The 25,848-nt window shown below is 74.2% G+C and carries 22 protein-coding genes; 5 read left to right on the forward strand and 17 right to left on the reverse strand.

The window, feature by feature from the left end:
• Positions 1 to 169 precede the first annotated feature (169 nt).
• Complete coding sequence (locus J3473_RS10550) at positions 170 to 1,165, forward strand: hypothetical protein (protein WP_207023215.1); 996 nt, start codon at positions 170 to 172, stop codon at positions 1,163 to 1,165.
• On the opposite strand, the gene J3473_RS10555 is transcribed toward J3473_RS10550, so the two are convergent.
• The 5 genes from J3473_RS10555 to J3473_RS10575 all read right to left on the reverse strand — a co-directional run bounded on the left by J3473_RS10555 (position 1,152) and on the right by J3473_RS10575 (position 7,874).
• On the reverse strand, positions 1,152 to 1,970 hold the full coding sequence (locus J3473_RS10555) for an alpha/beta fold hydrolase (protein ID WP_207023217.1): 819 nt from the start codon (positions 1,968 to 1,970) through the stop codon (positions 1,152 to 1,154). The two genes, J3473_RS10550 and J3473_RS10555, sit on opposite strands and share 14 nt — an antisense overlap.
• Positions 1,967 to 3,559 carry a signal recognition particle protein gene (gene ffh / locus J3473_RS10560; protein ID WP_207023219.1) on the reverse strand — a complete coding sequence of 531 codons (1,593 nt, stop codon included), beginning with the start codon at positions 3,557 to 3,559 and terminating at the stop codon, positions 1,967 to 1,969. The genes J3473_RS10555 and ffh overlap by 4 nt, the downstream gene beginning before the upstream one ends.
• A 176-nt stretch (positions 3,560 to 3,735) precedes the next feature.
• A complete protein-coding gene (locus J3473_RS10565) occupies positions 3,736 to 6,132 on the reverse strand; it encodes a [protein-PII] uridylyltransferase (RefSeq protein WP_207023221.1) in 2,397 nt (798 codons plus the stop codon).
• 3 nt (positions 6,133 to 6,135) lie between these two features.
• On the reverse strand, positions 6,136 to 6,474 hold the full coding sequence (locus J3473_RS10570; RefSeq protein WP_030527957.1) for a P-II family nitrogen regulator: 339 nt from the start codon (positions 6,472 to 6,474) through the stop codon (positions 6,136 to 6,138).
• Entirely contained in the window at positions 6,474 to 7,874 is a 1,401-nt protein-coding gene (locus tag J3473_RS10575; RefSeq protein ID WP_207023222.1) for an ammonium transporter, read from the reverse strand. Before J3473_RS10575 ends, J3473_RS10570 begins: the two co-directional genes overlap by 1 nt.
• A gap of 141 nt (positions 7,875 to 8,015) precedes the next feature.
• On the opposite strand from J3473_RS10575, the gene J3473_RS10580 reads away from it, so the two are divergent.
• The gene (locus tag J3473_RS10580; protein WP_207023224.1) at positions 8,016 to 8,402 is read left to right on the forward strand and encodes a thiol-disulfide oxidoreductase DCC family protein; all 387 of its coding nucleotides are present in this window, start codon (positions 8,016 to 8,018) and stop codon (positions 8,400 to 8,402) included.
• 31 nt (positions 8,403 to 8,433) lie between these two features.
• On the opposite strand, the gene ftsY is transcribed toward J3473_RS10580, so the two are convergent.
• From ftsY to J3473_RS10595, 3 genes are all read right to left on the reverse strand, one after another.
• A complete protein-coding gene (gene ftsY, locus J3473_RS10585) occupies positions 8,434 to 9,636 on the reverse strand; it encodes a signal recognition particle-docking protein FtsY (protein WP_207023226.1) in 1,203 nt (400 codons plus the stop codon).
• Between the two features lie 55 nt (positions 9,637 to 9,691).
• Positions 9,692 to 11,644, reverse strand: coding sequence for a M13 family metallopeptidase (locus J3473_RS10590; RefSeq protein ID WP_207023228.1), 1,953 nt, complete (start codon positions 11,642 to 11,644; stop codon positions 9,692 to 9,694).
• 80 nt (positions 11,645 to 11,724) lie between these two features.
• Positions 11,725 to 11,928 (reverse strand): hypothetical protein, encoded by a 204-nt coding sequence (locus J3473_RS10595; protein WP_207023231.1) that lies wholly within the window; start codon positions 11,926 to 11,928, stop codon positions 11,725 to 11,727.
• A gap of 74 nt (positions 11,929 to 12,002) precedes the next feature.
• Here J3473_RS10595 and lepB point away from each other — a divergent pair, with 74 nt between their 5' ends.
• Positions 12,003 to 12,719 (forward strand): signal peptidase I, encoded by a 717-nt coding sequence (gene lepB, locus J3473_RS10600; RefSeq protein WP_207023233.1) that lies wholly within the window; start codon positions 12,003 to 12,005, stop codon positions 12,717 to 12,719.
• Positions 12,720 to 12,902: 183 nt separating this feature from the next.
• A complete protein-coding gene (locus J3473_RS10605; RefSeq protein ID WP_207023234.1) occupies positions 12,903 to 13,934 on the forward strand; it encodes an NAD-dependent epimerase/dehydratase family protein in 1,032 nt (343 codons plus the stop codon).
• 231 nt (positions 13,935 to 14,165) lie between these two features.
• Here the strand turns inward: J3473_RS10605 and smc are convergent, their stop codons facing one another.
• The 3 genes from smc to J3473_RS10620 form a co-directional block, all read right to left on the reverse strand.
• The gene (gene smc / locus J3473_RS10610) at positions 14,166 to 17,738 is read right to left on the reverse strand and encodes a chromosome segregation protein SMC (RefSeq protein ID WP_207023236.1); all 3,573 of its coding nucleotides are present in this window, start codon (positions 17,736 to 17,738) and stop codon (positions 14,166 to 14,168) included.
• 294 nt (positions 17,739 to 18,032) lie between these two features.
• On the reverse strand, positions 18,033 to 18,347 hold the full coding sequence (locus J3473_RS10615; protein ID WP_030527949.1) for a chorismate mutase: 315 nt from the start codon (positions 18,345 to 18,347) through the stop codon (positions 18,033 to 18,035).
• A 39-nt stretch (positions 18,348 to 18,386) separates the two neighbouring features.
• Positions 18,387 to 18,701, reverse strand: a complete 315-nt coding sequence (locus J3473_RS10620; protein WP_207023238.1) for an acylphosphatase — start codon at positions 18,699 to 18,701, stop codon at positions 18,387 to 18,389.
• Between the two features lie 93 nt (positions 18,702 to 18,794).
• Between J3473_RS10620 and J3473_RS10625 the strand changes: the two genes are divergently transcribed.
• The gene (locus J3473_RS10625; RefSeq protein WP_207023239.1) at positions 18,795 to 20,738 is read left to right on the forward strand and encodes an acyltransferase family protein; all 1,944 of its coding nucleotides are present in this window, start codon (positions 18,795 to 18,797) and stop codon (positions 20,736 to 20,738) included.
• Here J3473_RS10625 and mutM read toward each other — a convergent pair.
• The 6 genes from mutM to coaD all read right to left on the reverse strand — a co-directional run bounded on the left by mutM (position 20,716) and on the right by coaD (position 25,843).
• Entirely contained in the window at positions 20,716 to 21,585 is an 870-nt protein-coding gene (gene mutM, locus J3473_RS10630; protein ID WP_207023241.1) for a bifunctional DNA-formamidopyrimidine glycosylase/DNA-(apurinic or apyrimidinic site) lyase, read from the reverse strand. The genes J3473_RS10625 and mutM overlap by 23 nt on opposite strands.
• Positions 21,578 to 22,342 (reverse strand): ribonuclease III, encoded by a 765-nt coding sequence (rnc, locus tag J3473_RS10635; RefSeq protein ID WP_207023242.1) that lies wholly within the window; start codon positions 22,340 to 22,342, stop codon positions 21,578 to 21,580. Before rnc ends, mutM begins: the two co-directional genes overlap by 8 nt.
• Positions 22,343 to 22,353: 11 nt before the next feature.
• Positions 22,354 to 22,548, reverse strand: a complete 195-nt coding sequence (rpmF, locus tag J3473_RS10640; RefSeq protein WP_207023244.1) for a 50S ribosomal protein L32 — start codon at positions 22,546 to 22,548, stop codon at positions 22,354 to 22,356.
• A gap of 1 nt (position 22,549) precedes the next feature.
• Positions 22,550 to 23,128 (reverse strand): DUF177 domain-containing protein, encoded by a 579-nt coding sequence (locus tag J3473_RS10645; RefSeq protein WP_030527943.1) that lies wholly within the window; start codon positions 23,126 to 23,128, stop codon positions 22,550 to 22,552.
• Between the two features lie 101 nt (positions 23,129 to 23,229).
• Positions 23,230 to 25,350, reverse strand: coding sequence for an acyltransferase family protein (locus J3473_RS10650; protein WP_207023247.1), 2,121 nt, complete (start codon positions 25,348 to 25,350; stop codon positions 23,230 to 23,232).
• Positions 25,340 to 25,843: a pantetheine-phosphate adenylyltransferase gene (coaD, locus tag J3473_RS10655; protein ID WP_030527941.1), complete on the reverse strand. Its 504-nt coding sequence runs from the start codon at positions 25,841 to 25,843 to the stop codon at positions 25,340 to 25,342. The genes J3473_RS10650 and coaD overlap by 11 nt, the downstream gene beginning before the upstream one ends.
• Between the last annotated feature and the right edge of the window lie 5 nt (positions 25,844 to 25,848).

A 25,848-nucleotide genomic window follows, 5' to 3' on the forward strand; every position in this document is an offset into this window, starting at 1 on the left:
GAAGTGCGCGTGCGCCGAGTACTACTCGCTTCCCGTTCCGAGCAGGCGCCAACCCGACCACTTCACGCCATGGACAGCGCTGAAGCACCTGAGTTGTCGAAACGATTAGGATCGTGCACGTCTCAGCCAAACTTCGGGCGGGGAGGGGTTGCGCTTGAGAGGGGTTTCGATGCCTGGGAGCAAAATTGAAACACAAGCGAACAGCTGGCTCACGGTCGAGGATGCGGCCGCGCGAATTCTTCGCTACCGTGACTTGACTTTGGGTGTTTCCGGCTTGGTGGCTGCCGTGCTGGCCGCAGCAACGTACGCGATTACTCGCGACGCGAACGAGGTCTACGCACGCTCATTGGGCCTCACCCCCGAGGAGATCGGCGCCTCACAGAGTGTTCTAGTCGCAAAGGCCACTCTCGTCTTCTTGTTAATACTGGCCTTGATTTCGGCCACTACGGCGGCCTACATCACTGGTCGAGTAACCGCCGCCCGAGTCGTTGGCAAGATTTCCCGCAACAGCGCCGCGATCCGCTGGCTGAAGTTTCGATCCATTCAGAGCGGTAGGACCGCTGCCTCCAGGCTCTGTGCGGGCCTTGTTGCATTTTCCCCCTTAGGCGTATCGCTTTTACCCATGGCCGCAATGCTCGTCCTGCAAGAGATGGTAAATCCCGCAATTCTATTTGTTGCAAGTTCATTCGCATTCAGCTTCGGATATGAATTTGCTGCCGGCGTTTCCGTCGACATTCAGCCTCTGCGGTTTCGGATTGCCAAGGCCAGCGTTGTTGGCGTGGCATGTTGGTGTGTATTGATCGCTTCGGCGCTCACTTGGGTGGCCGTCTCTCACCTAGAAACAACGGCGAGAAGCAGGGCGCAGCAGCTGCTTAGTTACGACTTCAATAAACAGACCGCCATCGTTGACCTGTTTCTAACTGGCCAAGCCAAAGCAGCCAGCATTGCTCTTCTTGATGCAGAAAACGACCCGTTGGGCGCTTGCGAGCAACGGCGGGTTCCCATCCTCATTGCGCAGACAAGTACGGACTACCTCGTCGCCTTGTACCCAAATCGGCGACAAAACGCCATTGGGATCTTTCGGCTCCCTAGAGACTACTATTCGGTTGTCACAGGACTGTCGCCCTCGAGACCGTGCGAATTAGGGGTAGTCAAGGGGCTATGACGGAACGGACGACGCGGCGCAGCGTCTCGACGACGACCTGCGGCGCGTCGGTGTGCACCCAGTGGGCGGCGCCCTTGACGGTCACGAGGCGCACGCGCGGGAAGTGCGCGCGCATCCCCGGCACGTCGTCGGGACCCACGTACCCGGACTCGGAGCCGGCCAGCCAGACGACGGGGCCGTCCCACACCGCGTCCCCGAGGTCCGGGAAGTCGGCGATGAGCGAGGCGCTCCCCCGGTCGGCGTCGGCGCGCACGAGCGCGAGGTTGGCCTGCCACGACCAGTCGCTGCCGTGCCGCCGCAGGTTCTGCAGGAGGAAGGCCTTGACGCCGGGGTCGGGCTCGCGGAAGCGCGCCTCGGCGTCCGCACGGCTGGTCAGCTCGGCCAGCGGCAGGGCGTGCATCTCGTCGATGTAGCCCCGGAAGCGGTCGAGGTCGCCGTAGCCCTTCGGGGCGATGTCGACGACGACCAGGCTCGCGAGCAGCTCGGGGTGCCGCAGCGCGAGGACCATCGAGACCTTGCCGCCGAGGCTGTGGCCGACGACGACCCAGCGCTCCCCCGGCGCGGTCTCGGCGAGGGTCGCCGCGACGGCCGCCGCGTAGCCCTCGTAGGAGAACTCCTCGCTCCACGGCGAGCGCCCGTGGTCCGGCAGGTCGACGAGCAGGCAGCGCGCCCCCGTCCCGTCCGGGCCGGCGAGGGCCTTGGCGATCTGGGTCCAGTTGCGGCCCTGGCCGAAGAGCCCGTGGAGGAACGCGACCCGCGGGCCGTCGGTGCCGACCGCGAGCGTGTTCAGGCCGGCGGTGGTCACTTCCCGAGGAACTTGTCGAAGCCCTTCGGCAGGTTGGCCGGGTCGAAGGCGGCGGGGTCGAGGTCGCCGCCGCCGAAGCTCGCGCCCGAGGGCGGGGCCTGCGCGGCCTTCTGCGCCGCCGCGCGCTCCTCGGCCGCCCGCTTGGCCGGGTTGCCCGACTTGGACTTCTTGCGCTGCGGCGCCTGCTGGCGGCCGCGCTTGCCGGGGCCGGAGCCCATCCCGGGCATGCCGGGGATGCCGCCGCCCTTCGCGAGCTGCTTCATCATCTTCTGCGCCTCGCCGAAGCGCTCGAGCAGCTGGTTGACCTCGGAGGTCGTGACGCCCGAGCCCTTCGCGATGCGGGCGCGGCGCGAGCCGTTGATCTGCTTGGGGTGGTTGCGCTCGAACGGGGTCATCGAGCGGACCATCGCCTCGACCCGGTCGAACTCGCGCTCGTCGAAGGCGTCGAGCTGGGCCTTCATCTGGCCCATGCCCGGCATCATGCCGAGGATCGACTTGAGGGACCCCATCTTCTTGATGGCGGCCATCTGCTGGAGGAAGTCGTCGAACGTGAAGTCCTCGGCCGCGAGGAACTTGCGCTCCATCTCGGCGGCCTGGGTGCGGTCGAACGCCTTCTCGGCCTGCTCGATGAGGGTGAGGACGTCACCCATGTCGAGGATGCGCGAGGCCATCCGGTCGGGGTGGAAGACCTCGAAGTCCTTGGTGTTCTCGCCGGTCGAGGCGAACATGATCGGCCGGCCGGTGACCGACGCGACCGAGAGCGCCGCGCCACCGCGGGCGTCGCCGTCGAGCTTGGAGAGGACGACCCCGGTGAAGTCGACGCCCTCGAGGAATGCCTCGGCGGTCTCGACGGCCGCCTGGCCGATCATCGCGTCGATGACGAAGAGGACCTCGTCGGGCTGGATCGCCGCGCGGATGTCGGCGGCCTGCTGCATGAGGTCGGCGTCGACGGCGAGGCGGCCCGCGGTGTCGACGATGACGACGTCGTGCTGGCGGGCGCGGGCCTCGGCGATGCCGTTGCGCGAGACGCGGACCGGGTCGCCGTGCGAGCGGGTGCCCTCGATGTCGCCGCCGACGACGTCGTGGCCGGCGATGTTGCCGCGCTCGGGCGCGTAGACCGGCACGCCGGCGCGCTGGCCGACGACCTCGAGCTGGGTGACGGCGTTCGGGCGCTGGAGGTCGGCCGCGACGAGCATCGGGGTGTGCCCCTGCTCCTTGAGCCAGAAGGCGAGCTTGCCCGCGAGGGTCGTCTTGCCCGAGCCCTGGAGGCCGGCGAGCATGATGACGGTCGGCGGCTGCTTGGCGAAGCGGATGCTGCGCGTCTCGCCGCCGAGGATGCCGACGAGCTCCTCGTTGACGATCTTGACGACCTGCTGCGCCGGGTTGAGCGCCTCGCTGACCTCGGCCCCGAGGGCGCGCTCGCGCACGCTGCCGGTGAAGGCCTTGACGACCGGCAGGGCGACGTCGGCGTCGAGGAGCGCGAGGCGGATGTCGCGCACCGTCCTGTTGACGTCGGACTCGCTGAGGCGGCCCTTGGTCCGCAGGTTGCGGAAGGTCTCGGTCAGGCGGTCGGACAGGCTCGTGAACACCGGCACAGCCTAACGACTGGTGGACGCCCCGCCGGACCGCGCTCCGCGACCCGCACCCCGAGACCCCACGCGTATCGGGTCACCCGATACGACCGCGCTTCATCCGACAACGGTTCTCGGGGAAAGCGCAGCGGTATCGGGTCACCCGATACGCGCGTGGCGGGTGTGACCGAGGGTCAGGCCGGGCCGACCCCGTCGCACGTGTCGATGACGAGGCTGACCGCCTGGGCCACCCGGGCCGGCGGCAGCGGCAGCCCGTCGGCGCCGGTCAGGTAGAAGGTGTCGAGCGTCTGCCCGGCGTAGGTCGCGATGTGCGCCGAGCGGACCGACATCCCCGCGCCGGCGAGCGCCGCCCCGAGCTCGTGGAGCAGCCCCGGCCGGTCCTGTGCCCGCACCTCGAGCACGGTCGCCTCGGTGCTGGCCCCGGGCACGACGAGCGCCCGCGCCTGGCCCGGCGAGCCGATGCCCGACTCCCGCGAGGGCCGGGGCAGGTGCGCACGGCGGCGGTCGAGCGTCTGCAGCGGCGCGCGGTCGCCACGGCCGAGCCGGGCGAGGCCGCGGACGATGCGCTCGGGGTCCGGGACGGCGCCCGACGGGGACTCGACGTGCCACTCGTCGATGGCGATGCCGTCGACCGTGCGCAGGATGGCCGTGCGCACCGTGTGGCCCTCGGCGGCGAGCAGCCCCGCGGTGTCGGCGAACAGCCCGACCCGGTCGAGGTCGACGATGTCGAGGCGGTGCGACCCGCCGCCCGAGACGACGGTGACCCTCGGCTCACCGGCGCGCACCGCGGCCGCGACCTCGGGGTCGAGCGCGCCCGGCCCGGCCGGCGTCTCGGGCCCTGCGGAGGCCGGCACCGGCTGCGGCGCGTCGAGGCGCGCCCGGACGGCGTTCGCCAGCTGGTCCAGGAGCGTCGAGCGCCAGTCGGTCCACGCGAGCGGGCCGGCGGCCGAGGCGTCGGCCTCCGAGAGCGCGAGCAGCAGCTCGAGCACCTCGCGGTCGCCGCCGACGGCCTCGACGGCGGCGTCGACGGTGGCGGGGTCCTGGTGGTCGCGACGGGTCGCGAGCTCGATGAGCGTCAGGTGCTCGCGCACGAGCGTGACGAGGACCTCGACGTCGCGCGGCGGGAAGCCCCACCGGGTCGCGACGGTGCGCGTCGTCTCGGCGCCGGTCACCGAGTGGTCGTGCGCGCCACGGACCTTGCCGATGTCGTGGAGCAGCGCGGCGACGAGGAGCAGGTCCGGGCGCGAGGTGCGGCGCACCAGCCCGGCCGCACGGACGACGGTCTCGACGAGGTGCCGGTCGACCGTGTGCCGGTGCACGGCGTTGCGCTGCGGGCGCGAGCGGACGGCGGCCCACTCGGGCAGCCACTGCTCGACGACGCCGACCTGGTCCAGGCCCTCCCAGACGGTGACGAGCCCGGGGCCGGACGCGAGGAGGTCGCCGAGCAGGTCGCGCGCGGCCTGCGGCCACGGCTCCGGGAGCGCGGGCACGTGGGAGGCGAGGTTCTCGAGGGTCGTCGGGGCGACCGGCAGGCCGGCCCGCGCGGCGACGACCCCGGCGCGCAGCGCCATCCCGTCATCGGTCTCGGCGAGGCGCGAGGAGCCGAGGACGACCTCGCCGTCGCTCGCGAAGTAGCCGTGCCCGAGCGGGGTCATCTGCGGGCGGCGCGGGCCGACCCGCAGCGTGCGGGCACGCTGCGACTGCCCGGCGCGGCGCACGGTGCCGTCGAGCGCGTAGGCGATGAGCCGGCCGGCGCCGGAGACGGCGGTCAGCAGGTCGTCGGCGTCCGGGAAGCCGAGCAGCGCGGCGACGGCGTCGTGGTCCTCGCGCCCGAGACGGTCGCGGCCCCGGCCGGTCACGACGTGGACCGCGTCGCGGACGTCGAGGAGCAGCTCGTGGGCGCGGTCGACGCCGCCGTGCGGGCGGTCGGCGAGCCACGCCTCCGCGAGCGCGGCGAGGACGGTCATGTCGCGCAGGCCGCCGTGGGCCTCCTTGAGCTCGGGCTCGATCGACTGCGCGAGGTCGCCCTGGCGAGCGTGCCGGGAGCCGAGCGCCTCGACGAGCTGCGGCAGGCGCTTGCGGGCGTTGCCGCGCCAGTCGTGGGCGACGGTGGAGCGGGCGGCGGTCACGAGCTCGGCGTCCCCCGCCACCGCGGCGAGGTCGAGCATCCCGACGGCCGCGGTGAGGTCGGCGGCCGCCACCTGGCGGCACTGCGTGACCGTGCGGACGCTGTGGTCCAGGCGCACCCCGGCGTCCCAGATCGGGTACCAGACCCGGTCGGCGAGGGCGGTCAGCTCCTTGGCGGGCAGGGAGCGCTCGGAGTGCAGGAGGACGAGGTCGTAGTCGGAGAGGGGCCCGGCGTCACCGCGCCCGAGGCTGCCGACGGCGGCCAGGGCCACCCCCTCGAGGCGCACCCCGCCGGTCGCGGTGCGCCAGACCTCGGCCAGCCACGCCCGGTTGAAGGTGGACAGGGCCTCCCGGCGCGCCCGGCCGGCACCGGCGACGGCGAAGTCGCGGGTGCCGGCCAGGTCGAGCCTCCGGGAGCCGATGTCGCTCGAGGAGGTGGCCATCGCTCAGATCGCCTCGACCCCGCGCTCCCCGGTGCGGACCCGGGCGACCTCCTCGACGGGCGTCACCCAGACCTTCCCGTCACCGATGCGGCCGGTCTGCGCGGCCTTGAGGACGACGTCGACGACCGAGCTGGCGTCCATGTCGTCGACGAGGACCTCGAGGCGGGTCTTCGGGACGAAGTCCACGGTGTACTCCGCGCCGCGGTAGACCTCGCTGTGCCCGCGCTGGCGGCCGTAGCCCTGGGCCTCGCTGATGGTCATGCCCTGGATGCCGAAGGCCTCGAGGGCCTCCTTCACCTCGTCGAGCTGGTGCGGCTTGATGATGGCGGTGACGAGCTTCATCACTTGGCTCCTTCGAGGTCGAGGCTCTCGCTGCTGCGGGTGGCGCCGGGGGCGGGGGTGGCCCCGCCGAGGCGGCCGCCGCGGGTCGCGAGCTCGTAGGCGGACTCGGCGTGCTCGGCCTGGTCGATGCCGGCGACCTCGACGTCCTCCGGGATGCGCCAGCCCATCGTCGCCTTGAGTGCCAGGGCGATGACGAGGGTGACGACACCCGAGACGACGAGCGAGGCGAGCGCGACGAGGACCTGGACGACGGTCTGCTGCACGCCACCACCGTAGAAGAGGCCGGTGCTCGTGGAGAGCAGGCCCGCGCCGATGGTGCCCCAGAGGCCGGCGACGAGGTGGACGCCGACGACGTCGAGCGAGTCGTCGAAGCCGAGCTTGAACTTGAGGCCGACCGCGTAGGCCGACAGGGCGCCGGCGACGAGGCCGAGGACGATCGAGCCGAGGGGCGAGAGGGCACCACAGGCCGGGGTGATGGCGACGAGGCCGGCGACGACACCGGACGCGGCGCCGACGGAGGTGGCGTGGCCGTCGCGGATCTTCTCCAGGAGTAGCCAGCCCATCATCGCCGCGCAGGTCGCGACGGTCGTGTTGACCCAGACGAGGGCCGCGGTGCCGTCGGGGGCGAGCTCGGAGCCCGCGTTGAACCCGAACCAGCCGAACCACAGCAGGCCGGCGCCGATCATCACGAGCGGGACGTTGTGCGGGCGCATCGGCACCTTGCCGAAGCCGACCCGGACCCCGACGACCAGGGCGAGGACGAGGCCCGCCATGCCGGCGTTGATGTGGACGACCGTGCCGCCGGCGAAGTCGATCGGCGCGAAGTTCGCGACCCCGTCGGTGGAGCCGAAGACGAGCGACGAGAGGCTCGTCTCGGCGCCGGACAGCAGGCCGCCGCCCCACACCATGTGGGCGATCGGGAAGTAGGCGAAGGTCACCCAGAGGCCCGAGAACACCATCCAGGTCGAGAACTTCACGCGGTCGGCCACCGCGCCGCTGATGAGGGCGACGGTGATGACGGCGAAGGTCAGCTGGAAGCCCACGAACGCGAGCTCGGGGATGTTCCCGTAGCCCTCGTAGCCGAACGGGTTGATGACCGCGTCGGTGTTCGCGAGGCCGAACTTCTCGAACGGGTTGGCGATGATGCCGCCCACGTTCTCGGAGCCGAAGGACATCGAGTAGCCCCAGAGGACGTAGACGATGCCGACGACGCCCATGGCGCCGAACGACATCATCATCATGTTGAGGACCGACTTGGACCGGGTCAGGCCGCCGTAGAACAGCGCGAGGCCCGGCGTGGTCATGAGGAGGACGAGGGAGGCGCAGAGGATGAGGAACCCCGCCGACGCGTAGTCGACGGTCTCCGCAGCGTCTGCCAGCGGGAGGAGTGTCGTGCTCATGGACCAGTACTGTCACGGCCCCGGGTTTCACGACCTGCCGCGTCCTGTTACGCCGGTGTTGCGGGATCGGCGTCCGTGTAAGGAACGCGTTTCGCCGTCCGGCCGGTCCCGCATCGTGAGACCCGGTGCGACGATGGAGGGGTGCCCGCCCCCGTGACGCCCCGGCTCCCGGTCCTGCTCTTCGACGGCGACTGCGCCTTCTGCAGCTCGTCCGTGCGGCTGCTCCTGCGCCTGCGCCGCTCCCCCGCCGACTACGCGGTGGAGCCGTGGCAGCAGGTCGACCTCGGGCCGCTCGGCGTCACCGAGCGCGCGTGCACCGAGGCCGTCCAGTGGGTCGCGGCCGACGGCCGGGTGTCGTCGGCGCAGGACGCCGTCGCGCGGGCGCTGCTCGCGTCACGGCCGTGGGTGCGCCCGCTCGGGGCCCTCGTCCTCGTGCCGGGGGTGCGCCAGGTGGCGCGGGCGATCTACTTCTGGGTGGCGCGCAACCGGCACCGGCTGCCCGGCGGGACGCCGGCCTGCTCGGTCTGAGCGGGGCCGGGCGCCGCGCCGGGCGGCGGCGTCAGTCGATGATCGCGTCGACGAAGGCCTCGGCGTCGAACGGCGCGAGGTCGTCCGGGCCCTCGCCGAGCCCGACGAGCTTGACCGGCACGCCGAGCGCGCGCTGGACGGCGACGACGATGCCGCCCTTGGCGGTGCCGTCGAGCTTGGTCAGCACAATGCCGGTGATGCCGACGACCTGCGCGAAGACGTCGGCCTGCTTCATGCCGTTCTGGCCGGTCGTCGCGTCGAGGACGAGGAGGACCTCGTCGACGGGGCTCTGCTTCTCGATGACGCGCTTGACCTTGCCGAGCTCGTCCATGAGGCCGGTCTTGTTCTGGAGGCGGCCCGCGGTGTCGACGATCACGACGTCGGCCTCGAGCTCCGCGGCGGCCCTGACGGCGTCGAAGGCGACCGACGCGGGGTCGGCGCCGTCGCGGTCGGAGCGCACGGTCGGGACACCGACCCGCCCGCCCCACGTCTCGAGCTGGTCGGCGGCGGCGGCGCGGAAGGTGTCGGCGGCGCCGAGGACGACGTCCTTGTCCTCGGCGACGAGCACGCGGGCCAGCTTGCCGACGGTCGTCGTCTTGCCGGTGCCGTTGACGCCGACGACGAGGATGCAGGCCGGGCGGTCGCCGACGCGCTCGTCGGCGAGCGAGCGGTCCATCGACGGGTCGACGAGGGCGAGCAGCTCCTCGCGCAGGAGGCGGCGGACGGCGGCCTCGTCGGCCACGCCCTCGACGGCGACGCGGGTGCGCAGGGCGTCGACGAGCTCGGTCGTCGCGGCGACCCCGAGGTCGGCGGCGAGGAGGGTGTCCTCGACCTCCTCCCAGGCGGCGTCGTCGAGCTTGCCGCCCGCGAGCAGCGCGAGCAGGCCGCGACCGATCGCCGTGTTGGAGCGCGCGAGGCGGGCGCGCAGGCGGTGCAGCCGGCCGGCCGGCGCCTCCGGGGTCTCGACGGTCGGGACCGTCGGGGCGGGGGCCGGCGCCGGGGCGGGCGGCTCCTCCTCGACGACCTCGCCGGGGTGCTCGATCGTCCCGATCGCGCCGTCCGGGGCGAGGTCGGCGTCGGCCGGCCCGGGCGTGCCCGGGGCGTCGGCGCGCTCGGGCGCCTCGAGGTCGCGCTCGGCGCCGCCGCGTCCGCGGACCAGCCCGAGGACCACGCCCCCGACGACGACGAGGACGGCGACGGCGATGCCGACGTAGGTGAGGATCGAGTCAGTCACCCGGCCATCCTGTCAAGGCGACCGGCGCAGCCCAAACCGGACGGGCAGGCCCGCGTCAGAAGATGCTGACCCGCTCCGCCTCCGGCAGGTACATGCCGTCGCCCGGCTGCGTCCCGAAGGCCTCGTGGAAGGCCGTGAGGTTGCGCGCGGCGTTCGCGCGCAGGTCCATCGGGCTGTGCGGGTCGACGGCGAGCAGGCGCTCGGCCTCGGCGGCCCGCGCCATCCCGCGCCAGACCTGGGCCCAGCCGAGGAAGAAGCGCTGGTCGCCGGTGAAGCCGTCGAGCTCGGGCGCGTCCTGCCCGCCGAGCGAGATCCGGTAGGCGGCGTGGCCGATGGTCAGGCCGCCGAGGTCGCCGATGTTCTCGCCGACGGTCAGCGCACCGTTGACCGGCGTGCCGGGGGCGTCGCGGGTCTCGAGGACGGAGAACTGCCCGATGAGCGCGTCCGCGAGCGCCTGGAACCGCTCGCGGTCCTCGGCGGTCCACCAGTCGCGCAGCTCGCCGCGGCCGTCGAACTGCGAGCCGGAGTCGTCGAAGCCGTGCCCGATCTCGTGGCCGATGACCGCGCCGATGCCGCCGTAGTTGACCGCGTCGTCGGCGTCGACGTCGAAGAAGGGGGGCTGGAGGATCGCCGCGGGGAAGACGATCTCGTTCATCCCCGGGTTGTAGTACGCGTTGACGGTCTGCGGGGTCATGAACCACTCGGTGCGGTCGACCGGGCCGCCGAGCTTGGCGAGGTTGCGCTCGGCCTCGAAGGCGCTGGCCCGCTTGACGTTGCCGAGCAGGTCACCGGCCTCGACCTGGAGCGCGGTGTAGTCGCGCCAGCGGTCGGGGTAGCCGATCTTCGGGGTGAACGCCTCGAGCTTGGCCAGGGCCTCGGCCCGCGTCGCCGGCCCCATCCACGGGACGGCGGACAGGCTCTGCCGGAACGCCTCGACGACGTTGTCGACGAGCTCGAGCATCCGCGCCTTGGCGTGCGGCGGGAAGTGGCGCTCGACGTAGAGCTGCCCGACGGCCTCGCCGAGCGCGTCCTCGACGAGGGAGACGGCACGCTTCCAGCGGTCGCGCAGCCGCGGGACGCCCGAGAGGGTGCGACCGTAGAAGTCGAAGTTCTCCTCGACGAAGGCCGAGGACAGGTACGGAGCGTGCGCGTGGACGACGTGCCACGCGAGCCAGTCGCGCCACGCCTCCACCGGCTCGTGCCGGAGCGCCTCGCCGAGCGCGGTGAGGTAGCCGGGCTGGCGCACGACGACCGCGGAGAAGGTGCGGGCCGGGGCCTGCATCCCCGCGAGGAAGGCGTCCCAGTCGATGCCGGGGGCGAGCGCGTCGAGGCCGGCGCGGTCGAGCAGCGTGTAGGTCTTGACCGGGTCGCGGTTGGTCACCTTGTCCCAGTGGTGGGACGCGAGGTGGGTCTCGAGCGCGACGACGCGCTCGGCGGCCCCCTGCGCGCCGAGGTACCCGGCGAGCTCGAGCATGCGCGCGACGTGCGGGGTGTAGGCCTCGAGCACGGCGGCGTGCTGGGGCTCGCGGTAGTAGGACTCGTCGGGCAGGCCCAAGCCGGCCTGCTCGAGGTAGACGACGTAGCGGTCGGGGTCGCGGTCGTCGGTGTTGACGAAGGGGACGACGGGGCCGAAGACGCCCTCGCGGGCCAGCTCGCCGAGCAGGCCCATGAGGCCGGAGGCGTCGCGGACGGCCGCGACCCGCTCGAGGTCGGCGAGCACGGGGCCGGCGCCGAGGGCCTCGACCCGCTCCTCGTCCATGAAGCTCGAGTAGAGGTCGCCGACCTTGGCCGCGACCGTGCCGGGCGCGGGCGACCCGGCGGCCGTCTCCTCGATGATCGTCCGGACGTGCTCCTCGGCGGCCTCGCGCAGGGCGTCGAAGGTGCCGTAGCGCCCGCGGTCCTCGGGGATGGTCGTGCGCGCCAGCCAGCTGCCGTTGGTGAACGCGAACAGGTCGTCCTGCGGGCGGACCGTCTGGTCGACGGCCGACATGTCGATGCCGGACCTCATCGGGGCGGCTCCTTCGCTCTCGGGGGTCGTCTCATTCGACCACACCCCGCGGACACCCGGAGCCGGGTGGCGCCGTGCGCTCAGGCGGCGACGGTCTCGCGCTCCGGCCGGCCGCCGTCCGGGGCCGTCCGGCGGTCGCCGCGCTCGCGCAGGCCGGCGACGGCGGCGGTCCCGCGCTCCGTCAGCACCTCTCGGCCGGCCCGACGGGCGGGGACGGCCACCATCCCGAGGACGGCGACGGCGAGGGCGACGAGGAGGAGCAGGGTGACGACGACCGCGAGCATGCGTCCATTCTCGGGACCCGGTGCGCACGTGGCCAAATCGACACCTGTCACGGGCCGCAACTAGGGTGGCGCGGGTGACCGACCCCGGTGTCGCGACGGCCGAGCCGCCCACCACCCGACGTCGGCGTCGGCTGCCGTGGTTCACCGAGGTCCTCGTCGCCGTGGTGGCGATCGCCCTCGTCCAGGCCTTCCTCGTCAAGCCCTTCGGCGTGCCGTCGCAGTCGATGGAGAACACCCTGCGGATCGGTGACCGCATCCTCGTCGACCGCCTCGACCACGCGGTCGACCGGGGTGACGTCGTCGTCTTCGGGCACGGCGCGACGTGGCAGGACCGTCGGCTGCCGCCGGCCTCGAACCCGCTCGCCCGCGTCGCGCGCGCGGCCGGCGACGTCGTCGGCATCGGCCCGAGCAACACCTCCTACACGGTCAAGCGGGTCGTCGGGCTGCCCGGTGACCGCGTCGCCTGCTGCTCGGTCGACGGCCGGGTGACGGTCGACGACGTCGCCCTCGACGAGCCCTACGTCCACGACGACCTGCCGTTCGTCCGCGGCAGCCTCGACTGCGCGAGCACCCCACGCTCTCAGCGCTGCTTCCCTCAGGTGACCGTGCCCGAGGAGAACCTCCTGGTGCTCGGCGACCACCGCTCGCAGTCGGCCGACTCAGTCCTCGGCTGCCGGGGCTCGACGTCGGGAGGCGGCGAGTGCGCCCGCTTCGTCCCCGTCGAGCGCGTCGTCGGGCCGGTGGTCCTGCGCTTCTGGCCCCTCGGCTCCGTCGGCCCCCTCCCCCGCTGACCGACTCCGCCCCACCTGTCCCACCCGTCACGACATTTCGGGGTCACCCCGAAATGTCCACGAGACACGGGCTACGAACCGGGGTCTCGTGGACGAACCGGGGTGTCGGCGATCGCCACGACGCGCTCCGCCCTGCGCGAACAACCCTTTCGGGCGACCCGTCGAGCGTGGTCGGGTGGCCGGATGCGACTCCTCGTCCTCGGTGGCACCGCCTTCCTCGGCCGCGAGCTGGCCCGCGCCGGCCTCGCGCGCGGGCACGACGTCACCTGCGTGGCACGCGGCCGCTCCGGGGCTCCGGCGGACGGCGCGAGGCTCGTCCGGGTCGACCGCGACGACCCGGACGCCGGGCTCGGCGGGGTCGAGCACGAGGACTGGGACGCGGTGCTCGACGTCGCCCGCGACCCCGGCCAGGTGCGACGGGCCGTGGCCCCCCTCGCCGGCCGGGTCGGTCACTGGGGGTTCGTGTCGACCGGCAACGTCTACGCCGACCACTCCGTCCCGGGGGCCGACGAGTCCACGCCGCTGCTCGCCCCGCGCGACGTCGGCGGCGACGACCCCGACGCCTACGGCGGCGCCAAGGTCGCGTGCGAGCAGGCCGTCCTCGACGGCCTCGGCCCGTCCCGGACGCTCGTGGCACGCGCGGGCCTCATCGGCGGGCCGGGTGACTCCTCGGGGCGCACCGGGTGGTGGCCCTGGCGCTTCGCGCACCCCGCCGCGCCGGGGCGGGTCCTCGTGCCCGCCGCCCTCGGCGACCCGGTCCAGGTCCTCGACGGCCGCGACCTCGCCGCCTGGATGGTCCGCTGCGCCGAGTCCGGCACGAGCGGCGTCGTCGACGCGGTCGGCCCGACGACGACCTTGGGGCGGCTGCTCGAGGCATCCCGTGCGGCGGCCGGCGGTGATGCCGAGGTCGTCGCGGCGGATCCGGCGTGGCTCGCCGAGCAGGGCGTCGACGCGTGGATGGGGCCGCGCTCGCTCCCGCTCTGGCTGCCGTTCGCCGAGTACGGCGGCTTCGCCTCGCGCACCGGCGAGGCCGCCCATGCGCTCGGCCTGACGCACCGTCCCCTCCTCGAGACGCTGCGCGACACCCTCGCGTGGGAGGAGGCGCGCCCGGCCGACCAGCCGCGGCGCACCGGGCTCGACGACGCCGACGAGCGCGCCCTCCTCGCGGCCTGGGCGCAGGGGCCGGGTTCGTCCAGCGCGCGCGGATCCCGGTAGCCGAGTAGCGTCCCGGTCACTTCGACCGAGAGGAACACCATGAAGAAGGTTGCTCGTATCGTCGCCGTCTCGCTCATCGCGGGGGGAACGCTCCTGTCCACCACGCTGCCGGCGAACGCGTTCGTCAAGTGCGGACCGTGCTTCGGGTGCTGCGTGGCGCAGAAGTAGGACACCGCCGGGGCGACCCGGCACGGAGGGGCCGGGCGCCGGGGGTGCCCGGCCCTTCCGTGGTCAGGCGGAGGCGGCGACGTCGCGGATGCGCTGGCTGACGACCGTCGTCACGCCGTCGCCGCGCATCGAGACGCCGTAGAGCGCGTCGGCGACCTCCATCGTGCGCTTCTGGTGCGTGATGACGATGAGCTGGCTGGAGTCGCGCAGCTCCTCGAAGAGGGTGATGAGCCGGCCGAGGTTGGTGTCGTCGAGCGCCGCCTCGACCTCGTCCATGATGTAGAACGGGCTCGGGCGGGCCTTGAAGATCGCGACGAGCAGCGCCACCGCGACGAGCGAGCGCTCGCCACCGGAGAGCAGCGAGAGCCGCTTGACCTTCTTGCCGGGCGGGCGCGCCTCGACCTCGATGCCGGTCGTCAGCATGTTGTCGGGGTCGGTGAGGACCAGCCGCCCCTCGCCGCCGGGGAACAGCCGCTGGAAGACGCGCTCGAACTGCTCCTTGGTGTCGAAGAAGGCCTCGGTGAAGACCTGCTCGACGCGCTCGTCGACCTCCTTGACGATGTCGAGCAGGTCGCGCTTGGAGCGCTTGAGGTCCTCGAGCTGGGTCGTGAGGAACGTGTGCCGCTCCTCGAGCGCCGCGAACTCCTCGAGCGCGAGCGGGTTGACCCGACCGAGCGCCGAGAGGGCGCGCTCGGCCTTGCGCAGCCGCTTCTCCTGCTCCTCGCGGACGTAGGGCTGCGGCTCGGGCAGCGCGTCGGGGTCCTCCCCCGGCGCGGCGACGTGCGGGACCGGCTGGTGCGGCCCGAACTCCTCGACGAGCACGTCGGGGTCGACGCCGAGCTCCTCGACGGCCCTGGCCTGGAGCTGCTCGATGCGCGCCAGCTGCCGGGCGCGAGCCATCTCGTCGCGGTGCGCGGCGTCGGTGAGGTCGCGCAGCTCGTCCTGGACGGTCCCGAGCCGCTCCCGCAGCCCGGCCACGGTGCGGTCGCGCTCGACCCGCTCGGCCTCGGCGGCGTCGCGCAGCGTCCCGGCCCGGGTGAGCGCGGCGGCGACCTCCTCGACGGCCCACGTCGCGGCCTCGTGGACGGCGGCGGCGACCTCGGCCTCGCGGCGGCGCTTCTCGCGCCGCTCGCGCAGCCGCTCGCGGGCGGCGATCTCGTTGCGGGCGGCGCCCTCGAGGGAGTCGGCCCGCCCGGCGAGCGAGCGGGCCCGCTCCTCCTTGGTGCGCAGGGCGAGGCGGACCTCGGTCTCGGCGGTGCGGGCCCGGCTGGCCTCGAGCTCGAGGCGGTCGCGCTCGTCGGTGGACGGGTCGGCGTCGTCGGCGGCCGGCTCGGCCTCCGCCTCGGCGAGGCGTTGGGCGAGGGCGTCGAGCTCGGCGCGGTCGGCCTCGAGCCGCTCGCTGGCACCGGCGATGGCCTTCTCGGCGCGCTCGGCCTCGGCCCCGGCGGTGCGCATCGCGGCCCCGAGTCCGCCGAGGCGCTCGGCGACGGCGGCCATCCGGGCGTCGGACTCGTGGAGGGCCTCGAGCGCGGCGTCGACGTCGGTCTCGACGGCGGTCGCCTTCTCGCGGGCGGCGGCCAGGGCGAAGCGCGTCCGCTCGGCCCGCGCCGCGGCCTCGTCGAGGGTGGCCCGGGTCTCGTCGACGGCGGCCTGGACCTCGAGGAGGCTCTCGCCGGCGCTGCTGCCGCCGCGGGCCCAGCCGGGTCCGAAGACGTCGCCGTCGGCGGTCACGGCGGTGACGCCCGGGTGGCGGGCGACGAGGGCGACCGCGTGGGCGGCGGTCGGGACGAGGGCGACCCGCTCGAGCACCTGGTGCACGGCGGGCAGGACGGTGTCCGGGGCGGTGACGACGTCGCGCGCCCAGACGGCGTCGGCGTCCAGCGACGGCCACGATGCCGGGTCCTGCGGCGCGGCGGTCTCGCCGACGAGCAGCGCGGCCCGGCCACCGTCGGTGTCACGCAGCGAGGCGAGCGCGGCCGCGGCGGCGTCCGCCGACCCGACGGCGAGCGCCTCGGACGCCCACCCGAGCGCGGCGGCGACCGCGGCCTCGTGTCCCTTGGCGACCTGGACGAGCGCCGCGACCGCGCCGATGACGGCGTGCGCGTCGTCGGCGGCCTCGAGCAGCGTGGCGGCGCCGTCCTTGCGGCGCAGGCTCAGCTCGAGCGCCTCGAGGCGGGCCTGGGCGGTCGAGCGGTCGCGCTCGGCCTCGCGCTCCTCCTGCTGGAGCCGCTCGACCTCGGCCTCGACCTCGGCGAGCCGCTCGGCGGCCGCCTCGTACGTCGTGTCGAGGCCCTCCTCGCCCTCCTCCTCGTGGGCGATGCCACCCTCGAGCGAGGCGAACTCGCGCTCGGCGTCGGCGGCGCGCTGGCGGGCCTCGGTGACCAGCGCCTGGAGCCGGCCGATCTCGGCCTCCCCCGCCTCGATGCGGCTGCGCCGGGCGCCGACCTGGCCGGCGAGCTTGGCCAGCCCCTCGCGACGGTCGGCCGCGGCCCGGGCCAGGCGGGCGAGGCGCTGCTGCTCGGCGGTGAAGGCCTTCTCGGCGTCCTCGCGGGCGGCGACGGCGTCCTGGAGGGCCTGGGTCGTCTCGGCGATCTCGGCCTGGAGCAGCTCCTCGGCCTCGCGGGCGCGGGCGGCCTGCGCGCGCAGCTCCTCGGGGTCGCGGCCGGAGGTGCTCTCGTGCACCTCGTCCTGCGAGAGCAGGCGGACCCGCTCGGCCGCGACCGAGCCGGTGGACTCGAGCCGGTCGCGCAGGCTCTGGAGCCGCACGACCCGCTCCTGCGCCCGGCCGAGCTCGGGCGCGGCGTCGGCGGCCTGGCGCTCGACCTCGGTCAGCCGGCCGCGGACCGTCGCGAGGGCGTCCTCCACGGCGGTGCGCCGCTCGAGGAGAGCGGTCTCGTCGGCCACCTCCCGCTCGACGATGCCGGTCAGCTGGACGAGGTCGTCGGCGAGCAGGCGCAGGCGGGCGTCGCGGACGTCGGCCTGGACGACCGCCGCCCGGCGCGCGGCCTCGGCCTGGCGACCGAGCGGCCCGAGCTGGCGGCGGATCTCGCCGGTCAGGTCCTGGACGCGGGTGAGGTTGCCCTCCATCTGCTCGAGCTTGCGCAGCGCCCGCTCCTTGCGGCGGCGGTGCTTGAGGACGCCGGCGGCCTCCTCGATGAACCCGCGGCGCTCCTCCGGTGTCGCGCGCAGCACGGTGTCGAGCTGGCCCTGGCCGACGATGACGTGCATCTCGCGGCCGAGGCCGGAGTCCGAGAGCAGCTCCTGGACGTCGAGCAGGCGGCAACCCGTGCCGTTGATCGCGTACTCGGAGCCGCCGCCGCGGAACATCGTCCGGGTGATCGTCACCTCGGTGTAGTCGATGGGCAGGGCGCCGTCGGTGTTGTCGATCGTCAGGCTGACCTCGGCGCGCCCGAGCGGGGCGCGGCCGGCGGTGCCGGCGAAGATGACGTCCTCCATCTTGCCGCCGCGCAGGCTCTTGGCGCCCTGCTCGCCCATGACCCAGGCGAGCGCGTCGACGACGTTGGACTTGCCGGAGCCGTTGGGGCCGACGACGCAGGTGATGCCGGGCTCGAGGCGCATCGTCGTCGCCGAGGCGAAGGACTTGAACCCCTTGAGGGTCAGCGTCTTGAGGTACATCGGCGGGTCGTCTCTCGCAGGGGTCGGGCGGCCCCGGCCGCGGCCGGGTCGCGGGCGATGCTACCGGGGTCGCGGCGCGGTGGCGGGACGCGGCATCCCCCGGAGGTGCCTGTGGCCCCTGGTGCCGCTGAGGCTGCTGTGCCTGATGGGACGTCCGCAGGGCTCGTGCCCGGATCCCACGCATCCCACGCGTATCGGGTCACCCGATACGACCGCGCTCTACCCGGGAACGGTTGTCGGGTGAAGCGCACCGGTATCGGGTCACCCGATACGCGTGTGGTCCGGGGACCGGGGTCAGGAGCCGGCGCCCGCGATGTGCTCGTGGTGGTGGATGACCTCGGCGATGATGAAGTTGAGGAACGCCTCGGCGAACTGCGGGTCCAGCCCCGACTCGTCGGCGAGCGCGCGCAGGCGCGCCACCTGGCGCTCCTCGCGGCCGGGGTCGGCGGCGGGCAGCCCCGCGGCGGCCTTGAGCTCACCGACGGCCTGGGTGCACTTGAACCGCTCGGCGAGCAGGTGCACGAGCGCGGCGTCGATGTTGTCGATGCTCGAGCGCAGCCGCGCGAGGTCCGGGGGGATGTCGCTCACGGCACCATCGTAGGAACCCACGCCCGGGCCGGCGCGCGGCGTCCGGAGCGCGAACGGGGCTCAGCGCTCGCGGAACCCGCTCTCCCCCTTGGCCGCCGCCCACAGCGGCGCGGACACGAGGGCCACGTGGCCCGGCCGGCCGGTCGTCGACGGCTCCTCCGCGAGCATCCCGTGGAGGGCCTCGACGGCGGCGCGCGGCCCCTCGGCGACGACCTCGACCCGTCCGTCGGCGGTGTTGCGCGCCCAGCCGACGAGCCCGAGCTCGAGCGCCCGGGCCCGGGTCCACCAGCGGAAGCCGACCCCCTGCACGCGGCCGCGGACGAACACCGTCGCGCGCTCGCCGTCCCCGCGCCCGTCCTGCCGCTCCTCGTCCACGCGCCGATCGTAGGCAGCGCGCGCGACAGGCGTCACAGGCGCCCCACAGCGCGCCTCCGTCACGGCGGCCCCCCGCGTCACTACCGTTCCAGCATGGACCCGGTCGCACCCGCGGCGCCCGACGGGCTCGGTGGTGTCACCACCGCGACCCGCCCGGTCGACGACGCCTCCCGGCCGGGCCACCGCCTCGCCGGTCTCGACGGGCTGCGCGCCCTCGCCGTCGTCGCGGTCGTCGTCTTCCACCTCGACCCCGGCTGGCTGCCCGGCGGGTTCCTCGGCGTCGACGTCTTCTTCGTCCTCTCCGGGTTCCTCATCACGACGCTCCTCCTGCGCGAGCGCGCGAGCACCGGCCGGGTCGACCTGCGGGGCTTCTGGACCCGCCGCGCCCGCCGCCTGCTGCCGGCGCTGCTCGTCCTCGTGCCGTCGGCGGTGCTGCTGGCCCGCGTCGCCGAGGGCGACCTGCTCGTCGGCGTCGGTCGCCAGGTGCTCGGGGCGCTGACCTTCACCTCGAACTGGCTCGAGGTCGCGGCCGGCACCGACTACTTCGCGGCGACCTCCCCGACGCTGCTCGCCAACCTCTGGTCCCTCGCGGTCGAGGAGCAGTTCTACCTGCTGTGGCCGCTCGCGCTCCTCCTCCTGCTGCGGGCGGTCCGCCGGCCGGAGGCGCGGGCCGCCACCGCGCTCGGGCTCGCCGTCGCCTCCTCGCTGCTCATGGCCCTGCGCCTGGACCCGGACGCCCCCACGCGCGTCTACTACGGCACCGACACCCACGCGACGGGTCTGATGGTCGGCGCCGCCCTCGCGCTGGCGCTCGCCGCCCCCGGGCGCGCGGGCACGCGGACCGCCCTCTGGGAGCGCCACCGCCGCACGGTCGGCGCCGTCGCGCTCGCCGTCCTCGGCGGCCTGCTCGTCCTCGCCGACGAGCAGTCGTCGCTGACCTTCCGCGGCGGCATCCTCCTCGCCTCCCTCGCGACGGCCGGCGTCGTCCTCGTCGTGGTCGAGCGGCCCGGCCGGCTGCGCGCCCTGCTCGACCTGCCCGCACTCCGCTGGGTCGGCTCGCGCAGCTACGGCATCTACCTGTGGCACTGGCCCGTCGTCCTCGTCGTGGGGCAGGACATCCCCGTCGCGCCGGGCGGGCTCGACTACGTGCTGACCCGCGGCTGGGCCGTCCTCGTCACGGTCGCGGCCGCCGACCTCTCCTACCGCTTCGTCGAGACCCCGGTCCGGCGCCTCGGCTTCGGCGGGGCCTTCCGGGCCCTGGCCCGCCGGATGCGTCGCGCCGGGACCCGCCGGGCCCGCACCGTGTGGGCCGTCCTCGCCGTCGCGGCCGTCGCGACGACCGCGGTGATGGCGACCGCCCCCGACCGCACCGCCACGGAGCAGATGATCGAGGCCAACGAGGCGGCCCTGGCCCGCGAGGCCGCCGCCACGAGCGCCGCGCCGACTCCCTCGGCCACCCGCTCCACCGTACCGGCCGAGGCCGCGGGCATCCGGCCCACCGCCGCCGACTGGAGCATGCCCACGGGCGCGGAGGTCGACGCGTTCGGCGACTCGATGCTGGTCGGCGCCAAGCCGGCGATGGAGTACTACTTCCCGAATATCCGGATCGACGCCCGCTCCAACCGCCGCTGGAGCGAGGCGCCGCGGCTTGTCGGGGCGCGTGGCGACGGGCTGCGCCGCGTCGTCGTCCTCGCCTTCGGCACGAACTTCGGCACGGACGCGCGGTCCATCGAGCGGACCCTGCGCGAGATCGGGCCGGACCGGATGGTCGTCGTCCTCACCGTGCACGGCCGCTACGCCCGGGCCGAGACCGACAACGAGCAGCTGCGCGAGGTCGTCGCCGGGCACGACAACGTCGTCGTCGCGGACTGGGACCGGGCGCTGGCCGACACGAGCGGGATGCTCCAGTCGGACGGCATCCACCCGAGCATCCGCGGGGCGCACCTCTACAGCTCGACCGTCCGGACCGCGATGGCGCAGCTGTCGGAGCGCAAGACCGGGAAGCCGGTGCGGCTCAAGCCGATCCCGCTGCCCTGACCCTGCGGGGGCGCGGCTGGCAGCGCGGGCACGAGAACGAGCTGCGGTTCATGAACTGCTCGCGGCGGATGGGGGTGCCGCAGCGTCGGCACGGGCGGCCGGCCTGGCCGTAGGCGGCGAGCGAGCGGTCGAAGTAGCCCGAGGCGCCGTTGACGTTGACGTAGAGGGCGTCGAAGCTCGTCCCGCCCTGGCCCAGCGCCTCGGTCATCACGTCGGTCGCGTGGTCGAGGAGGGCACCGATGCGCGGCTTGGTCAGGGCCGACGCCGGCCGCTCGCCGTGCACCTGCGCGCGCCAGAGGGACTCGTCCGCGTAGATGTTGCCGATCCCGGAGACGACGGTCTGGTCGAGCAGGACGCGCTTGACCGCGCTGTCCTTGGCCTTGATGCGCCGGATCGTCGCGGCCCGGTCGAACGCCGGCTCCAGGGGGTCGGGGGCGATGTGGGCGATGCTGCGCGGCACGCCGGCGTCGTCGAGGTCGGCGAGCGCGAGACCGCCGAAGGTGCGCTGGTCGACGAAGCGCAGCTCGGGCCCGCCGTCGTCGAACGTGAACCGGCCGTGCAGGTGCTTCTCGTCGGGCGCGGCGGCGTCCTCGACGAGCAGCTGGCCGCTCATCCCGAGGTGGAGGATGAGGCCGACGGAGTCCTCGAGGTCCCACCAGAGGTACTTGCCGCGGCGGCGGACGGCGGCGACCCGGCGGCCTTCGAGGCGCTGGGCGAGGTCCTGCGGCCCGGGCAGGTGGCGGCGCGCGACCCGATGTCCCCGCAGCTCGACGGCCGCGAGACGCCGGCCCTCGACGTGTGCGGCGAGGCCGCGGCGGACGACCTCGACCTCGGGGAGCTCAGGCACCGCTCGGGCGGCCCTCGGGCGGCTCGTGGGCGTCGCGGATGGCGGCCCAGCCGTGGGCGGCGGCCTCCTGCTCGGCGACCTTCTTCGTCCGGCCGGAGCCGCGGCCGAGGACCTGGCCGCCGACGACGACCGCTGCCTCGAAGGACTTCGCGTGCTCGGGGCCGTCCTCGGTCACGACGTACTCGGGCGAGCCGAGGCCGTGGCGCGAGCTGATCTCCTGCAGGCTCGTCTTCCAGTCCAGGCCGGCCCCGAGGGTGGCGGACTGGGCGAGCAGCGGGTCGACGAGGCTGTGGACGAGCTCGCCCGCGGCCTCGATGCCGGCCGACTGGTACACGGCGCCGATGACCGCCTCGACGGTGTCGGCGAGGATCGAGTCCTTGTCGCGCCCACCGGTGCTCTCCTCGCCGCGGCCGAGGAACACGAAGTCGCCGAGGCCGAGCGTGCGCCCGACGTCGGCGAGGGCCCGCATGTTGACCACGGCGGCGCGCAGCTTCGCGAGCTGGCCCTCGGACTCGTCCGGGTTGGTGTCGTAGAGCGTCGTCGTGACGACGAGCCCGAGGACGGAGTCACCGAGGAACTCGAGCCGCTCGTTGTGCGGCAGTCCCCCCATCTCGTACGCGTACGAGCGGTGGGTGAGGGCACGCCGGACCAGCGCCTCGTCGACCGGACCGCCGGTCACCTCCGAGAGGTGACCGACGAGCTCGGCGACGGGGCGCAGGGGCGCGAGTGCATCGGCCGAGGCCGACCCCTTCCCCATGGGGAGGGGGGTCAGGCCTGGTGCTCGGTGCGCTCGGCGGCGCCGAAGTGGCGCCCCTTGTAGGTGCCGCACGACGGGCACGCCATGTGCGGCTGGGTCGGCGCCTTGCACTGCGGGCAGGTGGTCGTCGCGACGACCGTCGCCTTCCAGTTGGCGCGGCGCGAGCGGGTGTTGGAGCGCGACATCTTCCGCTTCGGAACGGCCACGTCAGGTCCTCTTCTCTGTCGGCGTGGACGGGTTCTCGGCCAGGGCCGAGAGCGCCGCCCATCGGGGGTCGATCTCGTCGTGCTGGTGCTCGGGGTCCTCCGCGAGCGGCTGTCCGCACACGGAGCAGAGCCCGGGGCAGTCCGGCCGGCACACCGGCTGGAACGGCAGTGCGGGCACCACCGTGTCCCGGACCACCGGGTCGAGGTCGATGTAGCCGTCCTCGACGCGGTACTCCTCGTCGGCGTCCTCGTCCCCCACCTCGTGGTGGTGGTCGTGGCGATCGGCGTGAACGAACAGCTCCTGGAAGTGACCGTCGAGCGGGACGCTCACCGGGTCCAGGCACCGCACGCAGGCGCCGGTGGCCGTGCCGCGCACCGAACCCGTGACGAGCACGCCCTCGACGACGGACTCCATCCGCAGCGAGAGGGACAGCGGGCTGCCCTCCTCGACGCGGATGACGTCGGTGCCGAGATCGCTCGGCGCCCCTGCCTCACGCTCGAGCTCGTGCATCGTCCCGGGTCGACGGCCCACGAGCTTGGTGTCGAGCACCAAGGGGGACCGGGGATCGAGACGCGACATGGGCTTTCGGTGGGGTCGGGACGGGTTCGGGTCACGCCGCACGGACGCAGACCGAAGGACAACGGTACCGGCAGGCCCCCCACCTCCCCAAACCGGGGCCGTCAGCGGCGTCCCGGCGGGGCGAGGGCGGCCTCGACGGCGCCCGCGACCTGCGGCGCGAGGGTGCGGGCGTAGGTCGCGGTGACGTGGTCGCCGGCGCGGTGGACGGTGACGTGCCCGACGACCGGCGGGCACTCGCCGCCGGGGCAGATCCACGGGGTGAGGTCGAGGAGCGCGACGCCCTCCCCCGCCCGCTCGACGGCCGGGCGCTGCACCGGCAGGCCGCTCGCCGCGACGGCCGGGGCGGCCGCGAAGGTGCACTGCGCGAGCGCGTCGGGGTGCCAGGCGGCGCAGACGTCGAGGTCGTCCGGCGAGACCGGGCTGTCGCCGACGACGACGACCGGGACCCCGGCGCGGGCGAGCGCGGCCCAGCGCCGCGCGTAGCCGTCCTCGAGGAGCGGGGCGTCGGTGCGCGAGCCGTCCCAGGCTCCCCGCGCCACGCCGGAGGTGACGAGCACGTCCGGCGGGTCGGCCGCGAGCGCCCGCGCCACGGCGGCGTTCCAGGCGTCGCACTCGGGATAGGCCCGGCCGGCGTTGGCCGCCGGTGCGGCGCTGAACGCGCAGGCGGACTTGCCGTAGGTGACGACGCGCCAGCCGCGCTCGCCGGCCTGCTCCTGGAGCGCGGGCAGCCACTGCATCGCCTTGGAGTCCCCGACGAGCGCGACGGTGACGGCGCCACGCGGGTCGCCGAAGGTGCAGGCGACCGGCTCCGTGGCGCCGTGGTCGACCTGGCAGCGGTCGACGTCGGCGTCCGGCCGGTCCTCGCCGCTGACGAGCGGGTCGGGGGTGACCCAGCCGGGCTGCACGTCGTCGGCGACGGCGCGGCCCGGCACGACGGTGGATGCCCCGAGCTGCGTGAGCGGCGGCACGCGGCCGTCCGGCGGCGTCGTGACGAACGGGGACGCCAGCGGCAGCAGCGGCAGGGCGGCGAGCACGGCCAGCCCGGACATCCCGAGGCCCGCGGCGACGAGGACGCGCGGCCGACGCCGCAGCCACGTCCCGTGGTGGATCGGCTGCTCGACGAACCGCCACGACACCCACGCCGGCCAGAGCGACCCCAGGGCGAGCGCGACGCGGGCCCATCCGGGCAACGGACCGCCGGTCAGCCGCTCGGCGCTCCAGTCCCCGAGGACGAGCACCGGCCAGTGCCAGAGGTAGATCGAGTACGACAGGCCGCCGACCCAGACCATCGCCCGGGTGCCGAGGAGCCGGACCGGGCCGGAGCGGCCCCCGCGCCACCCGGCCCAGAGGACGAGCGCGGTCGGCAGCGTCGGCAGCAGCGCCCACCCGCTCGGCCACTCGATGCCGGTGGGCAGCGCGACGGCGACGACGACGAGGGCGGCGAGCCCCAGCCAGCCGAGGGCGTCGGCGGCGCGGCTGCCGCCCGCGGGGCGCTGGCGGCCGGTCAGCCACACGGCGAGCAGGGCACCGACGCCGAGCTCCCAGACGCGGGTCGTCGTCGTGAAGAAGGACGCCTCCGGGCTCGTGTGCGAGGCGACGAGCGACCAGACGAACGACACCCCGGTCAGCGCGCCGAGGGCGATCGCCACGGTGCGGCGGTCGGGGCGCCGGCCAAGCAGGCGGGCCACGACGGCGAGGGTCAGCAGGAGGAGCGGCCAGACGACGTAGAACTGTTCCTCGACCGCGAGGCTCCAGAAGTGCTGCACCGGCGACGGGCGCACGTCCGAGGAGAGGTAGTCGACCTCGCGGCCGGCGAGGACCCAGTTGACGACGTAGGTCGCGGCGGCGATGACGTCGTGGCCGACCTGCTGGCGGCGCTGCCCGGGGATGACGAGCCACGAGAACAGGCTCGTGACGAGGAGGACGAGGACCGCGGCCGGCAGGAGCCGGCGCACGCGGCGGCCGACGAAGCGCACCCACGAGACCGTCCCCGTGCGGTCGAGCTCGGCGACGAGCAGGCCGGTGATGAGGAAGCCGGAGATGACGAAGAAGATGTCGACGCCGACGAAGCCGGCGTGGACCGGCAGGCCGGCGTGGTAGGCCAGCACGGAGAGCACCGCGACGGCGCGCAGGCCCTCGACGTCGCGCCGGAAGCCCGGTCGCCGCCCCGTCGTGCGCTGCCCGGCGCGGGTCCGCTCCGGGGCGCTCGCCTCAGCGCTCACGCAGCCGCTCGACGAGGGCGTCGCGGACCTCGTCGGGCACGAGGCCGGTCACGTCGCCGCCGTAGCGGACGACCTCCTTGACGAGCGAGCTCGAGACGTGGGCGAGCGAGGGCTCCCCCGGCAGGAACAGGGTCTCGAGGCCGGTCAGGTGGCGGTTCATCCGGGCCATCGGCAGCTCATAGTCGAAGTCGGTGCCACCGCGCAGGCCCTTGACGAGGACGTCGGCCCCGAGGTCGCGGCAGACGTCGACGAGGAGCCGGTCCGCGAAGGCCTCGACCCGCACCACGTCGGCGAGGTCCCGGTCGGCGAGCGCGTGCTCGACGAGGGCCACCCGCTCGGGGACGGTGAAGGTCCCCTGCTTGGCGGGGTTGTGGAGGATCGCCACGACCACCTCGTCGTGCAGCGCGGCGGCGCGCGCCACGACGTCGAGGTGGCCGTGGGTCACCGGGTCGTAGGAGCCGGGGCAGACGGCCCGGCGGACGCGCTCGCTCACGCGCG

Origin of the sequence: Phycicoccus sp. DTK01, from assembly GCF_017312765.1 — a bacterium.
In the GTDB taxonomy this organism is placed as follows: Bacteria; Actinomycetota; Actinomycetes; order Actinomycetales; family Dermatophilaceae; genus Phycicoccus; species Phycicoccus jejuensis.

What these genes read in the sequence shown, in the direction of transcription:
- J3473_RS10550 (WP_207023215.1), top strand. Translation starts at nt 170, where the DNA reads ATGCCTGGGAGCAAAATTGAAACACAAGCGAACAGCTGGCTCACGGTC.
- J3473_RS10565 (WP_207023221.1), bottom strand. Translation starts at nt 6,132, where the DNA reads ATGGCCACCTCCTCGAGCGACATCGGCTCCCGGAGGCTCGACCTGGCC.
- J3473_RS10570 (WP_030527957.1), bottom strand. Translation starts at nt 6,474, where the DNA reads ATGAAGCTCGTCACCGCCATCATCAAGCCGCACCAGCTCGACGAGGTG.
- J3473_RS10575 (WP_207023222.1), bottom strand. Translation starts at nt 7,874, where the DNA reads ATGAGCACGACACTCCTCCCGCTGGCAGACGCTGCGGAGACCGTCGAC.
- J3473_RS10590 (WP_207023228.1), bottom strand. Translation starts at nt 11,644, where the DNA reads ATGAGGTCCGGCATCGACATGTCGGCCGTCGACCAGACGGTCCGCCCG.
- J3473_RS10595 (WP_207023231.1), bottom strand. Translation starts at nt 11,928, where the DNA reads ATGCTCGCGGTCGTCGTCACCCTGCTCCTCCTCGTCGCCCTCGCCGTC.
- J3473_RS10605 (WP_207023234.1), top strand. Translation starts at nt 12,903, where the DNA reads ATGCGACTCCTCGTCCTCGGTGGCACCGCCTTCCTCGGCCGCGAGCTG.
- smc (WP_207023236.1), bottom strand. Translation starts at nt 17,738, where the DNA reads ATGTACCTCAAGACGCTGACCCTCAAGGGGTTCAAGTCCTTCGCCTCG.
- J3473_RS10625 (WP_207023239.1), top strand. Translation starts at nt 18,795, where the DNA reads ATGGACCCGGTCGCACCCGCGGCGCCCGACGGGCTCGGTGGTGTCACC.
- rnc (WP_207023242.1), bottom strand. Translation starts at nt 22,342, where the DNA reads ATGGGGAAGGGGTCGGCCTCGGCCGATGCACTCGCGCCCCTGCGCCCC.
- J3473_RS10645 (WP_030527943.1), bottom strand. Translation starts at nt 23,128, where the DNA reads ATGTCGCGTCTCGATCCCCGGTCCCCCTTGGTGCTCGACACCAAGCTC.